This window comes from Anaerobacillus sp. ABD4_527 (genome assembly GCF_056160805.1).
On sequence record NZ_JBSWXZ010000001.1, the window covers coordinates 726,231 to 738,570 of the forward strand.

The 12,340-nt window shown below is 36.2% G+C and carries 14 protein-coding genes and 1 pseudogene; 3 read left to right on the forward strand and 12 right to left on the reverse strand.

The window, feature by feature from the left end:
- Positions 1 to 29: 29 nt before the first annotated feature.
- Positions 30 to 701: a 5'-methylthioadenosine/S-adenosylhomocysteine nucleosidase family protein gene (locus ACXAHI_RS03730; protein ID WP_474846036.1), complete on the reverse strand. Its 672-nt coding sequence runs from the start codon at positions 699 to 701 to the stop codon at positions 30 to 32.
- Between the two features lie 92 nt (positions 702 to 793).
- Positions 794 to 1,450, reverse strand: coding sequence for a Type 1 glutamine amidotransferase-like domain-containing protein (locus ACXAHI_RS03735; protein WP_474846038.1), 657 nt, complete (start codon positions 1,448 to 1,450; stop codon positions 794 to 796).
- A gap of 305 nt (positions 1,451 to 1,755) precedes the next feature.
- Here ACXAHI_RS03735 and ACXAHI_RS03740 point away from each other — a divergent pair, with 305 nt between their 5' ends.
- Positions 1,756 to 2,403, forward strand: coding sequence for a DUF1349 domain-containing protein (locus ACXAHI_RS03740; RefSeq protein ID WP_474846040.1), 648 nt, complete (start codon positions 1,756 to 1,758; stop codon positions 2,401 to 2,403).
- Positions 2,404 to 2,632: 229 nt separating this feature from the next.
- Here the strand turns inward: ACXAHI_RS03740 and ACXAHI_RS03745 are convergent, their stop codons facing one another.
- From ACXAHI_RS03745 to ACXAHI_RS03760, 4 genes are all read right to left on the reverse strand, one after another.
- Entirely contained in the window at positions 2,633 to 3,286 is a 654-nt protein-coding gene (locus ACXAHI_RS03745) for a YdeI/OmpD-associated family protein (protein WP_474846042.1), read from the reverse strand.
- Positions 3,287 to 3,314: 28 nt separating this feature from the next.
- A complete protein-coding gene (locus ACXAHI_RS03750; RefSeq protein ID WP_474846044.1) occupies positions 3,315 to 3,725 on the reverse strand; it encodes a VOC family protein in 411 nt (136 codons plus the stop codon).
- Positions 3,726 to 3,844: 119 nt separating this feature from the next.
- Positions 3,845 to 4,231, reverse strand: a complete 387-nt coding sequence (locus ACXAHI_RS03755; protein ID WP_474846046.1) for a VOC family protein — start codon at positions 4,229 to 4,231, stop codon at positions 3,845 to 3,847.
- Positions 4,232 to 4,303: 72 nt separating this feature from the next.
- Positions 4,304 to 4,588 carry a hypothetical protein gene (locus ACXAHI_RS03760; protein WP_474846048.1) on the reverse strand — a complete coding sequence of 95 codons (285 nt, stop codon included), beginning with the start codon at positions 4,586 to 4,588 and terminating at the stop codon, positions 4,304 to 4,306.
- Between the two features lie 261 nt (positions 4,589 to 4,849).
- Between ACXAHI_RS03760 and ltaE the strand changes: the two genes are divergently transcribed.
- A complete protein-coding gene (ltaE, locus tag ACXAHI_RS03765) occupies positions 4,850 to 5,875 on the forward strand; it encodes a low-specificity L-threonine aldolase (protein ID WP_474846050.1) in 1,026 nt (341 codons plus the stop codon).
- 100 nt (positions 5,876 to 5,975) lie between these two features.
- Here the strand turns inward: ltaE and ACXAHI_RS03770 are convergent, their stop codons facing one another.
- From ACXAHI_RS03770 to ACXAHI_RS03795, 6 genes and pseudogenes are all read right to left on the reverse strand, one after another.
- Positions 5,976 to 6,431 carry a hypothetical protein gene (locus tag ACXAHI_RS03770; RefSeq protein WP_474846052.1) on the reverse strand — a complete coding sequence of 152 codons (456 nt, stop codon included), beginning with the start codon at positions 6,429 to 6,431 and terminating at the stop codon, positions 5,976 to 5,978.
- Between the two features lie 568 nt (positions 6,432 to 6,999).
- A complete protein-coding gene (locus tag ACXAHI_RS03775) occupies positions 7,000 to 7,497 on the reverse strand; it encodes a kinase (RefSeq protein WP_474846054.1) in 498 nt (165 codons plus the stop codon).
- 105 nt (positions 7,498 to 7,602) lie between these two features.
- Positions 7,603 to 7,926 carry a hypothetical protein gene (locus ACXAHI_RS03780; RefSeq protein ID WP_474848162.1) on the reverse strand — a complete coding sequence of 108 codons (324 nt, stop codon included), beginning with the start codon at positions 7,924 to 7,926 and terminating at the stop codon, positions 7,603 to 7,605.
- Positions 7,927 to 7,968: 42 nt separating this feature from the next.
- Positions 7,969 to 8,364: pseudogene (locus ACXAHI_RS03785) on the reverse strand (class I SAM-dependent methyltransferase); the annotation flags it as partial.
- Between the two features lie 83 nt (positions 8,365 to 8,447).
- A complete protein-coding gene (locus tag ACXAHI_RS03790; protein ID WP_474846056.1) occupies positions 8,448 to 9,152 on the reverse strand; it encodes a DUF5694 domain-containing protein in 705 nt (234 codons plus the stop codon).
- Positions 9,153 to 9,299: 147 nt separating this feature from the next.
- Positions 9,300 to 9,755 (reverse strand): GNAT family N-acetyltransferase, encoded by a 456-nt coding sequence (locus ACXAHI_RS03795; protein WP_474846058.1) that lies wholly within the window; start codon positions 9,753 to 9,755, stop codon positions 9,300 to 9,302.
- 235 nt (positions 9,756 to 9,990) lie between these two features.
- Here ACXAHI_RS03795 and ACXAHI_RS03800 point away from each other — a divergent pair, with 235 nt between their 5' ends.
- The gene (locus ACXAHI_RS03800; RefSeq protein WP_474846060.1) at positions 9,991 to 11,946 is read left to right on the forward strand and encodes an alkyl/aryl-sulfatase; all 1,956 of its coding nucleotides are present in this window, start codon (positions 9,991 to 9,993) and stop codon (positions 11,944 to 11,946) included.
- Positions 11,947 to 12,340: the final 394 nt, after the last annotated feature.

Genomic DNA, 12,340 nt, shown 5'->3' on the forward strand with positions numbered 1-12,340 from the left:
ACAATGTGCAATAAATCAACGCGTTTATTTTAAATAAACCTTCCTAAATACTCACCAAATATTTTATTCATCACTTTGGGTGTGTTCTCCAAATAAACAGAGATTTGATCATCGTTTGATTTGTATTTATCTGAGTTTCTTTCATCTGTTGGAAAATCAGAAATTCCTTTTATTATAATGCACTCAACATTATTCTTCTTACAGATATAAGCAATTGCCCCCGCTTCTGTATCGGCTATTGTTATTTCGTTTTCTTTCAAAGCTAAATAGTCCTTCCACATCACTACAGCTTTATCGGCAGTGCCGATTGTTCCAGTATGAAAATCGCTACCATACTTCGCTAGATCTAGTTCAACTACGAAAGATTGCTTAATAAGCGGCTCAATTTCTTTTACTGTACAATCATATTGAACTGCTTTATTAGGTACAAAAACATCTAAATTATTGAACGTATCATCTATCCCTGCACATGTACCGGCAACGATTACTTTAGTTAAATTAAAACGAGATATCATATACTGATTACCACCAACACCATTCACTTTTCTTACACCAGTGCTATAAAAAACAAGTTCAACATCATTAATCGTTCTTATAAAATATTCCCCATAAGGATACCCAAAACGTTCGTTATCACTTACACCAAAGTATTCTAATGTCGCCTCATATTCCCATTTAGTTGCTATACTTATTCCAATCATCACGTATCACCTTACCAACCATTTCTAATGATTTATAAACATTTTGATAGTACCTGCTCTTTTACACATTGAGCAATCGTAAGTCACTCCAATTAGAACGTCTCAATCAATTTCCGAATCTTCGAATTGGAAATTGAGAAAACAGTTCCAAATACGTCGATCCTGTCTCCCTTAACGCGTACAGCGCAATCTTTGTTCGATGCGTAAATAGTTATTTCTTCCGATAAGGGAGAGAGTTCGCTCTTAACGATTTCAATATTATTTTCAAGATCAAAATGAGACAAAACGGAGAAATTATCAAGACCGATTCCTTCGTAAACAGAGTTCTTTTCAACGTCAAATCCAAGGTTCTTCGAGCATAACCATTTAGCGGACATGTTGAATGCACCAGCACTTGCTCCCAACACAACGGCGCTGCTTTTTTGAATGGTATCCATTAACTCATATTCTCTTAAAAAATTATTTTGTTTTAGAGGATCTCCACCCAACAAGAATATAACTGAAGCATTCTTAATTATCGTTTGTGCGTCTTCCTTATGTACTCGAAAGTTAATCAAATGATAGTCATCAAACATAATACCAGCTTGATCAAGCCAAGAGCGTTCAGTAGCACCATCATCTTCAGATTTAGATGGATTCGCGCTAATCATGGCAATCGATTTTCTATCCGTTATATCTTTTTGTAACACCCTACCAAGAGTCTCTGGAAAGGAATTGTTAAACCACCCTAAATAATAGTGAGTTCTCATAAATACCCCCGATTCTGGACTTGATTCATTTATTCATAAGCTTATCTTCTCTAAAAATAATAATGACACCTCTTCTTGATTGCATTCAAGTTCAAAATTAATAAAAATCACCCAAATTAATTCCACATCACCTTACCAATTATTTCAAAACTTAGCACCTAACTCAATCTCTATTTCGTATAAAAGGGTACTTTCCATTTATTGATGTACGTGTTAAAAACATGGCTAACGTTCCATAATACAAATATATTCATAGTTCTTTATGTTACTCTCAAGGGAGTTGTTTTGTTAGATTTTTGATAGGGGTGATTTTCTTGGTTAATAAGGAACTGTTTAGTGAGCATTTTGAAAATGACAGACTAAGTGACGATTTAGTATGGTTTTGCGAACCTAAAGAATGGTATGTAGACAAAAATTCATCTCAACTTGTGATAAAAACAGATGAAAATACAGATTTTTGGAAGAAAACACATTATGGGTTTGAAAATGATAATGGACATTTTCTTTATACAGAAACGAGTGAAAACTTTAGGGTAACTACAAAAGTTAAGATGCTGCCTAAATCGAAGTATGACCAAGCAGGATTGATGTTGAGGTTTTCTGAAGATACATGGATAAAGACATCCTTGGAATATATGCCCGACGGACTAAGTAAATTGGGAGCAGTTGTCACAAAATATGGCTATTCTGATTGGTCAACACAAGGTGTTAACTATAACCAAGAATATTTGTATTTTAGAATATCTAGAATCGGCCAAAACGGTTATGTGGATTTCTCATTCGACGGAATAAATTGGAACCAAATTCGTATTACTCATTTAGATATCCCAGAACATTCTTTAGTTAAAATGGGAGTCTATGCATGTAGCCCACAAGGAAAGCTTCAAGAAGTAAAATTTGATTATATAAGAGTTGAAGAACTTTCTAGTGACCCTCAAGAAGCGTATTTGTAAACATTCAAATGGTACTTCAGGTAATTGTAATAAAAGGTGCTTTCGCTTCATTTGACAATAAAAAGAAACGCTCAGAGTTCAATAATTCTGAGCGTTTTTAGTACCAGTTTGTTAGTTGTAAGTTAGTTGACTCAATATAATGCGTGTTAACCTGATAGTTGTAATTTGTACTTCACGCCAATAACGGGGCCTTCACCTAATCAAAATTCTCTATAAAGATTTGACTTCCTTACTTCTTCTTTCTCCTATACAAATCAAGCGTTTTATAGCCCTCTGATAAAACCTCAACCATTTGCTTTGTTCGCTTATCTCGTGTGGCTTGCTGCTTGGCCGAGAAAATTTGCCTCGCCCAGTCCCTTTGGTACCCGGGAGTTAGATCACGGAAGAATGCTAGCTCTGAAGGATGTTCTGCCAAAAGGGTTTCTACATCACTGATTTTATCTTCATAATCCGCAACACATTGACTCGCGGGAGCGGTTTTCTGAACTTTTCTCTTTTCTTTCTTCATTCCTACCACAGTAAATACATCATCCATGCTGACCATACGTGAGAACTTTATGTCTCTATTATCGACATAGCCATCTTCTCCTACGGTCAACGCTGGAAACATGTCATCCCTATGAATGTATGAATCGTACATTTTGTTACCTTTCTTCGGATATGCAAAAAACACATATCCCTTTGGCAAAAGCACTTCGTCATTAGCGATAATATCCTTGAGGTTCTGAGACATCTCTTCTATTGTTTTGACAAATATAAATATAGCGTCGTGCTTCCCAGACAAAGACTTCGCGTATTCCTCAAAGAACTCATATCCTCCTGGGTTATGAAGTACAGCCATATTTTTGTATTTTGTTAACTTTAGTTTATTTACGATTGACATCTTATGTAACGCCCCCTAAAAAGTCGTATTACTCAAAAATTGCCAGCACTGCACCAGCGGGATCTTTCATAACACAGAAGAACATCTCACCCATGTACCTAGGACCATCAAGTATCTGCCCACCATGTTCGATACAATTATCGGCACTTTCTTTGACACTTTCAACCTTTACATACATAAGCCATTGAGGAGGGAGCGAGGCATTGGTTCCTTTCGCATGGCAAATTCCTGTAACTGTCTCACCCGCTGGCGTTTTAATATCGAAATCATGATACGTTCCCATATCATGTTCACTAGCTTTCCACCCAACAACTTTAGTATAAAAATCTTTAATTTCCTCAGCATTCCCGACCGTTAAGTCTCGCCAAAGAATTTGTCCAATATCACTCTTATCATTACTCAAATACATTCTCCTTTCATTTCGATCTCTCTTTTTCATATCATGACCTCTTTATCCATAATCAGATCTTCTTATATTGAACTGAGCTACAGGAACTCTAATGGCTTATTAGTATGAGCATGTGCTCCCTAAAGTTAATGAACCTTTCATATTAGGATTTAATGCATTTGAGCAATCTGAATAAGGTTTCCACACGTATCGTCGAAAACAGCAATTGTAACTTCTCCTATATTTGTTGGTTCCATTGTAAATTGAACACCGCGTTTCTTTAATTCCTCATACTCTTTTTGAATATCTTCCACACCAAACATTGTTGCCGGAATACCATCAGCGTATATCTTCTCTTGATACTCTTTGGCAGCGGAGTGAATATTAGGTTCCAGTACTAGTTCAGTACCTACTTGATCTTCGTCAGAAACAAGAGTAATCCATCTGTATTCACCAACCGGCTTATCTTCCTTTTTCACAAATCCGAGTGTATCAGTATAAAACTGTAATGCTTTTTTTTGATCCTCCACAAATATACTGGTAACAACAATTCTCATAGTGGTTTCGCCTCCAATAGGTAAGGTATTTTATAATTCAAAATCATCTTCTCAAACACATCTATTATTTCCTTATCTTTCAAAGAGTGTCCATACTACAACCGCTCCAACAACAAACGCGAACAGCAATTCCATCATTGCACTTTTCTTCCTACCAGCCCAAAGTTCTTTAAGCATTTGAATAACTATTCCAACGGCCACAATTCCTAACGTAAAATAACTTCCGATCATGTCATTTGTGTGGTCGGCATCAAAAGTAAATTGGATTGCGCCTATTGCGAAGATACTAACAATAATATAGAGCGTAATTAGTAGCCCCTTCTTATTCTTTGAATATCCTTGTTTTCCGTTCTCCATCTCAAACATCCTTACTTCATTAAAATTTCACTTGTTTCTTTTTCTAATTCTACCATGCTCGTGTAGTTTACTTAATTAGGTAAACAGGCATGGTAGATTAACTCGTTTAAGCAAGCATTATGTAAATAGGAAATGAACATCGTACTAATAGGTCACGATCTCACTCCCCCTTTTTCAACTTGATCACCTTGAAAATTATCCTTATACTTTTCGTGCAATCCATTATACACTTATACTAATTGTAGCTTAGGAGGACGAATTGTGATAGATTTGCGCAGTGACACGGTCACGAAACCAGATGAGAGAATGCGAAAAGCAATGTACGAAGCTGAAGTTGGCGATGATGTGTACGGAGAAGATCCAACAGTAAATAAACTTGAAGAAATGGCAGCGGCTATACTTGGAAAAGAAGATGCCCTATTCGTAACGAGTGGAACGCAAGGAAATCAGATTGCCGGATTGGTGCACTGCCTTCCTGGACAGGAAGTTATCATGGAATCTCAGGCGCACATCTTTCTTTATGAAGCTGCTGCTCTATCAGCGTTTTCGGGAGTTCAAATTAAGACGATCGATGGTGAAAATGGGGCAATGTATCCAGCACAGGTCGAAGCTGCTGTTCGTGGAGAAGATATCCACCAGCCTGAAACGGGGCTGATCTGCATTGAAAATACGCACAATAAAGCAGGTGGTGCTGTTGTGCCTGTAGAGAACATGAAGGCAATTTATCAAGTAGCGAAACAAAATGATATTCCTGTTCACTTAGACGGTGCACGGTTATTCAACGCTTCAGTAGCTACTAAGACGCCGATAAAAGAGTTCGCAAAGTATACTGATTCTGTGCAGTTTTGCTTGTCGAAAGGGTTAGGTGCACCTGTTGGCTCTATTATTGCAGGCTCCTCTAAATTCATTTCTCAAGCTCGTAAATGGCGTAAACGCTTAGGCGGCGGACTAAGGCAAGTTGGCGTACTCGCAGCACCCGGTATCATCGCACTCGAAGAAAATATAGTACGTCTTCAGAATGATCACGCGAACGCAAAACATCTTGCCGAAGGACTTCAAGCTATTGAAGGTTTAACTATTAAAAATAGTGTGGATACAAACATTATTTTAGTAGACATCTCTGATTGTGGATTAAGCACAGATGCGTTCGTTCATCAATTAAAGAGTCACGATATTTTAACAGGTGCATTTGGTCCTAACACGATACGTTTCGTCACGAACAATGGGATCCGTGAAGAAGATATTGGTACGGTTGTAGCAAACGTGAAGAAAATTGTTAAGGCTTAATACTTCGTTCTAGAGTGCTTACTGTTGGTTCAGTAAGCACTTTTTTTAAAGCTAAAACAGTATAACGTAAGAAGACTTGCACTTTGAGCCAAGTCTTCTTTCATTTAATAGATGCTAGATCCTTTATTACAACTCTTCGATCGTCTTCTTTAGCTATTCCATCACAAGCTTTATAAGCGAGTTCTTTATATTTATTACTCTCTTCCTCTTTGTCCCCAACCTTGTATGTCCGTGCTAATGCTTCATAAGCGAATGCAAGATCAAAATCTTTTATTTCTTGTTGTAAGCAAACATCCAAACTTTGTTGAGCATGATGAAGAGCTGGTTCGAACCGACCTAATACAGCATAAACTCGAGATATTTGCCAATCTCCTCTAGCCAAATTAATTGGCTCACCGATCATTTCCCAGTGATAACGAGAAGCATGTGCCATATGTATCATCGTCTCGCTTTCACGATCCGTTCTTTCTTGTTTATCTAAAAAATCCCATGTTGAGTTAAATAGTGAGATGGCCATATGTTTATGGCATTCCTCTTGATTTAATCCTACCTGCATTTCCTCTCCTCCTTTATTTAAAAGTTTCGATATCCTTGATAATAATCCTTTATAAGAATGATTGTGGAAATTGGCTAACTCCCTGCAGTTGAGCTTTTGAATCTGGTTTCATCCACTTTCAAAGCCTTTACTTAATAATGGTGAATGGACCCATGGATATAAACGAGAAGAGTTTTAATAGAAGAAGAGAGCGATCTTCGACTGATAAATAATTCTCCTCATAACTAACAGAATAGAAAAATTTAAAATTCTTTTAGAGATTTCAAGCTAATTTGAGTTATTTATTTTGGGCACTTTTAGTACAAGCAAATAACAAAAAATAAATAGTCCTATTGGTAAAGTCATTTCCCATTTAATCGAATTTTCCATAATCATAGCGTAAAAGACTAGACTTAATACACTCGAAAAGAAAATTACATCTGATAAGACATTAATAATGTTGAATGATTTCTTTGAAATACTCTTCAAGTAATAATCCTCCTTATGCTACCTTAGTGAATACTATAACTAACACTTATGTTTAAATGCGAAATTCGTGGAAAACACCCTTGGAACCCCATCTTGGTTTTTATTGTTGGAGGTTATCTATAATTTTGTTTAAAAGATCTGTTTGTGACATATTTTTAGTTAATATTTCTTCTCCATCTACACCAAGATAATCCTTTGGATTCCACCAAGCCCTTAAGGATTCTTCACCAAAGTCATTTTGTTTTGAACTAGCGTAATGACGGTTCATCGTTTCTTGAAAGGGTAAATCGAAATAATAAGTATATGTTCTGTGATTAAAAAAGTTTATTAAATTATTCAACATCTCACCATAACAATGTTTTTGCAAGATTCCTTCCACAATTACGAATTCACATTTGCCTTTACCATATTGTGCAATTTGACTAATCAAATCTATCGATAGATTCCCTTCTCTATCGTGGACCTTCAACATATCACGACGAACGTTATCTTGAGAAACTAAGAGTGTACCGTCTCCCAAATAATTTTGAAGGTTTTTGGCAAGAGTTGTTTTTCCACTTCCAGAGTTTCCTCGAATGATAATTAATTTTGATGCCATACTTCCCCCTAATAGACCGGCTAGTGTTAACACGCAATACTAACTCTAGGAACCAGATCTTTTTTACTCCCTTTTCTTGAATGAGCATTTTAAGACTCTTAAGCACTATACTTTCTTTGAAACCAAAAATACCTCGGCAAAATCATTTATAATTTTCTTTGAAGGGTCTAATTGCAAGTCACGTTTCATTCTCATAAATCCATCTTCATAATCTTTATCGCTAATTAAAGTAAGAACAGAAATATCTCTATTTTCAGCGTGATGAAAATAATCCTTTACTGCTATCTCTTCTATTCTATACTCCATTTTTAGATTAACTTTAAACCCTCTTTCAATGAGTTTTTGGTAGACCAATTCCTTTTTCCAAAACCGCTTTATATCTTCTTCATAAGCAGAAGGGAAGTAATAATAAACCCACCATTTCGGCATGTCATGAATAGCAATATTATGTAATTTATATATACCGTTTACCTTAAGTACCCTAGTTATTTCATCTAATGCCTTTTCCTTATCTTCATAATGATGAAAAGCATAGTTATTAGAAATAAAATCAAAGACACCAGAATTATAAGGCAGCTATTCAACATAACCGTGTACGAGATTAACATCTTCAACCTTTTCCTTGGCTTTATTTAACATCTCTTTTGATGCATCAAGGCCATACCAATTAATATTCTTCCCTTTGAAAAGTTGAATTTGCTTCTCAAGATATAGGCCTGTTCCACAAGAAAGATCGAGCATTTCAATGTTGTTTTGAGTATGCTGTTCAACATAGTCCATTAAGTCGTAATCTAGTTTTAATTCGTCGATTCTAAATTGATTATTATCATAGTTAGCAGCAATAGTAGAGTAGTTTGTTGTTTTCATGAAAAGTCCCCTTTCATAAACTCTAGTTTTGCCGATGAATATATTCTCTTAGAAGAATGATCACTATTGTTGATTAGCAGAAACTATTGCTTAAATTCTTGATGAAAAGGATTTATTACTTCCCATCCTTTCCCTTCGAACAATTTCCTTAGCATCCAAAGATGATCATTCCCAATTACTAGCAGAATCCGTTCATGCGTGTCTTCTGAGGTAATGTTCATTATATTTTTAAAGATCATCAATTCTCGTTCTAACCATTTGTTTAAGAAGTTAAAGCCAACCATTTCACCTTCATCACTTTCGACTTCTACAAATGACAAATACATTTTTTCTAGAATTCTAATAAATCCACTTTCATTTAATTTTTCATAAGAGCTAATTAAACTAAGTTCAGACGTAATTACTGGAGTATTTTCAGTTAGTGAAGCTATATTTTTAAAAATTTCAGGATAAGAGCTCTGAACTACATGGTTAAAGTTCGTCGTATCCTCTTTTGTAAGATGACCATCCCAATTAACTCCATAAACTCTATTGTGTTGCATCTTTTTAGCTAACCTAAATCCTAGTTGTTGTACTTCATCTATTTGGTAACTACTTTCTGAGTTATAGTATGCTTCGTTTAGAGTTTCATCATGTGACCCGTCCCACTCTAATACTATTTTCGTTGGCGAAAAGTCAGATAAATAACTAACCAATTCTTCAATTTCACTTTCTTTATGCTTTAGTTGTTCTGCATGTTGTTCAAAGTGAAACGTTCCAACAAGAATAATTTCTTTCTCAAATGACATCATATCCCCCTATGAATCGTTATTACATTTTCTGAAACAGCATGTACCAAATTTTTCAAAATACAATCTTAACTCATTATATATTTCATAAAACAGGAGCCTTTCGTTTTATGGATAAGCTCCTGATAATAAAATAGAATATAAGTTTTATATCTTTTTCTCCATAACAATATCTGTTTCTACATAGCCTAATTTTTCGTACAAACCTCGAGCTACTTGGTTGTGACCAAAAACATGAAGTTTTACAATTTTCAATCCTAACTTTTTTGCTTCAATTTCTATTTCTTTCATTGCTTTCTTCCCATAACCACGTCCTTGATACCCTTCCCAAATGTTTATGTCGTAAATAAATCCTTTTTCTGATGTGCGCTGAGCAAGCCAGATCATACCTACTTCTTTCTCTTCATCACGTATTGTAAATAGGTGATTATTTACCGTATCTTCACCTTCTGGTAAGAGCCTTTCATATTCCTTGGTTGCCTTACCTATTGCTTCTTCTTCACTCCAATTTCCAGCCTTTACGTGTTCACCTGCATAGTTTTTAATAGCTTTTTTAAGATAACTTTGAAACTCACTAGCTTTCATTTTTTCTAATCTAATCATACTTTTCCCCTTTACTTTTTCAAAATAAAAAAATTTTTATAATATAACTTCCCTCTTACTTAATTTAAACAAAAAGGAGCATAATCCTTTTTAGATCTACGCTCCCTTTTATCTAGTAATGATTCTATAATACATATTTCATCTTACATGTTACATTGAGCTCATGTTTTTGTACGTTCTCTTATGTATGAAAGGAATTTCACCTGAATACTATGTTTCTTGGAGGTGACATCTCATGGAACAAAACGATGATAAGAAAATAGCAGAATTGACTCCTTTCCCTAAGGATGCCACAAAGAAAACGCAAAAAAGTAATGAATTAATAAAAGAAAGCCTACCCTGGGCAAAGCTGAAGATTGAACAGGAGTGGGCTACGAGAAATGTGCTAAAAAACGTCTCTCTCCCTGTTATTAAACCAGATGATTCGCTTCTTCCTGTTTGGGATTTAAAACGGTATGAATTCCTTCTGGAAGACAAACTTCCGTCATCCGTTAACCCGAGACTATGGTATCAGGGAAAACTGAATTTAAATGCCGGTCTTTTTCAAGTGACAGAAAACATTTATCAGATCAGAGGGTTTGATCTTGCAAACATGAGTATTATTCGCGGAAAGACAGGCTGGATCGTGATAGACTGTCTTACAAGCAAAGAAACAGCAGAAGCAGCTATTGAATTAATCGACAGCTATTTTGGAAAGTACCCGATCAGTGCCATCATCTTTTCTCATTCACACGTCGATCATTATGGCGGTGTTGAAGGCGTAATTAATAGTAGAACGACGGATGATGTAAAAATTTATGCACCAAGCGGGTTTTTAAGTGCAGCCCTAGAAGAGAATGTGACCGCAGGTATTGCCATGTCGAGGCGAGGATTTTACATGTATGGTGAGGTTCTGCCTCGCGAAAAAAAAGGTCAAGTGGATAGCGGCATTGGAAAGTATGTATCCACTGGTGTTGTGACGTTAGTCGATTCTGCTGAAGAAATTTCACCTTGCACGGGTAAATCCTATGTCGAGAAAATCATCGATGGTGTAAGAATGCAATTCCAAATTACACCGGATACAGAAGCACCGGCTGAGATGAATATGTTTATCCCTGAGGAAAAAAGTCTTTGTATTGCAGAAAACTGTACAGCTACGCTTCATAACGTTTATACATTACGCGGAGCTGAAGTGAGAGACCCAGTCGCCTGGGCAAAATACATCCAACAGGCCATTGAGCTTTTTGGGAAACAATTGACATCTGTATTTGAAGTGCATAATTGGCCAAGGCACGGAAGAGAATACTGCATCGACTATATGGAAAAACAGCGAGACATGTACCAATATATTAATGATCAGACACTAAGATTGATCAACCAAGGCTACACGATCGATCAAGTAGGAAGAATGGTAACCTTTCCTGAAAGTTTAAAAGGCGAGTGGTTCAACAGTTCGTTTTACGGAACGGTCAACCATAACTCTAAAGCGGTGTATCAAAAATATATGGGGTGGTATAACGGAAACCCTGTCGATTTAAACAAGCTCCTCCCTGAAGAGTCCTCAAAAAAATATGTGGATTATATGGGCGGAGAGGATGAAGTCATCAAAAAAGCGAAGGAATGCTTTAGAGAAGGTGATTACCAATGGGTAGCAGAAGTCACCAAACACGTTATCTTCGCTAATCCTACGAATAAGAAAGCGAAATACCTTTGTGCAGATGCTCTTGAGCAACTCGGATACATCGCAGAATCCGGACCATGGCGTAATGAATATTTGATGGGGGCTCAAGAGCTTCGTTATGGAATAATTCCAATCCAGAGGTCTACCATTACAACAGAGGTTCTGGATATTATGACACTCGAACAAGTATTGAACATGCTGAGTATCAGAATAAACGGATTGATCGCTGGGGATTATGACTTCAAATTGAACTTTATTATTCCAGATCGGGACGAAAAAGCCTTAACGGAAATCAAACGCGGCATCTTTCGTTACTTGTCTGGTGAAGTAATAGAGGATTACGTTACTGTTATCATGAAGAAAGAAACCTTATATGAGTTAGCCACTACCAACAACCGTCCTTCACCTTCTTCGATCAAAGTCATAGGAGAACTCCACAAATGGCATCAATTTTTATGGTCCCTTGATCAAATAGACACAGACTTCCCTATTATGACGCCCTTAAGTAAAAGTAGAATTGATGATTACTAGACGATAAACAAGTCATATCGTTCGCCATATGACTTGTTTTTAGTAGAAAGTCTATTATTGATCAATGTTCCTCGATAAAGCTAACCATACCCAATAGAGAATTCATCAATTATTAATTTGAGAAAGATACTAATTTCAAAACAAGTTCAATCCCATTAGCAAACTCAACTTTTTAAAGGAGTTCACCTAAATTGTGGGTAAACTCCCTATTGCCTAACATCAAACTCCTGATTGAGCAGCAGTAATTCTACATTCCACCATGTTCACCTTTCTCTTATTACATTGATCGGATGGCAATCTGGAAGACTCCTAAGGAAAGTGACTAGATTCCGCTTCAATCGAGAATCTCATTCCTAAGAAAAAAGTTGAACCTCGTCGGTAAGACGCGATCCAA

Excerpts from the sequence above, each read along its gene's own strand:
- ACXAHI_RS03730 (WP_474846036.1), bottom strand. The coding sequence starts at position 701 with ATGATTGGAATAAGTATAGCAACTAAATGGGAATATGAGGCGACATTA.
- ACXAHI_RS03735 (WP_474846038.1), bottom strand. The coding sequence starts at position 1,450 with ATGAGAACTCACTATTATTTAGGGTGGTTTAACAATTCCTTTCCAGAG.
- ACXAHI_RS03745 (WP_474846042.1), bottom strand. The coding sequence starts at position 3,286 with ATGTCAATCGTAAATAAACTAAAGTTAACAAAATACAAAAATATGGCT.
- ACXAHI_RS03750 (WP_474846044.1), bottom strand. The coding sequence starts at position 3,725 with ATGAAAAAGAGAGATCGAAATGAAAGGAGAATGTATTTGAGTAATGAT.
- ACXAHI_RS03755 (WP_474846046.1), bottom strand. The coding sequence starts at position 4,231 with ATGAGAATTGTTGTTACCAGTATATTTGTGGAGGATCAAAAAAAAGCA.
- ACXAHI_RS03760 (WP_474846048.1), bottom strand. The coding sequence starts at position 4,588 with ATGGAGAACGGAAAACAAGGATATTCAAAGAATAAGAAGGGGCTACTA.
- ACXAHI_RS03770 (WP_474846052.1), bottom strand. The coding sequence starts at position 6,431 with ATGCAGGTAGGATTAAATCAAGAGGAATGCCATAAACATATGGCCATC.
- ACXAHI_RS03775 (WP_474846054.1), bottom strand. The coding sequence starts at position 7,497 with ATGGCATCAAAATTAATTATCATTCGAGGAAACTCTGGAAGTGGAAAA.
- ACXAHI_RS03780 (WP_474848162.1), bottom strand. The coding sequence starts at position 7,926 with ATGCCGAAATGGTGGGTTTATTATTACTTCCCTTCTGCTTATGAAGAA.
- ACXAHI_RS03790 (WP_474846056.1), bottom strand. The coding sequence starts at position 9,152 with ATGTCATTTGAGAAAGAAATTATTCTTGTTGGAACGTTTCACTTTGAA.
- ACXAHI_RS03795 (WP_474846058.1), bottom strand. The coding sequence starts at position 9,755 with ATGATTAGATTAGAAAAAATGAAAGCTAGTGAGTTTCAAAGTTATCTT.
- ACXAHI_RS03800 (WP_474846060.1), top strand. The coding sequence starts at position 9,991 with ATGGAACAAAACGATGATAAGAAAATAGCAGAATTGACTCCTTTCCCT.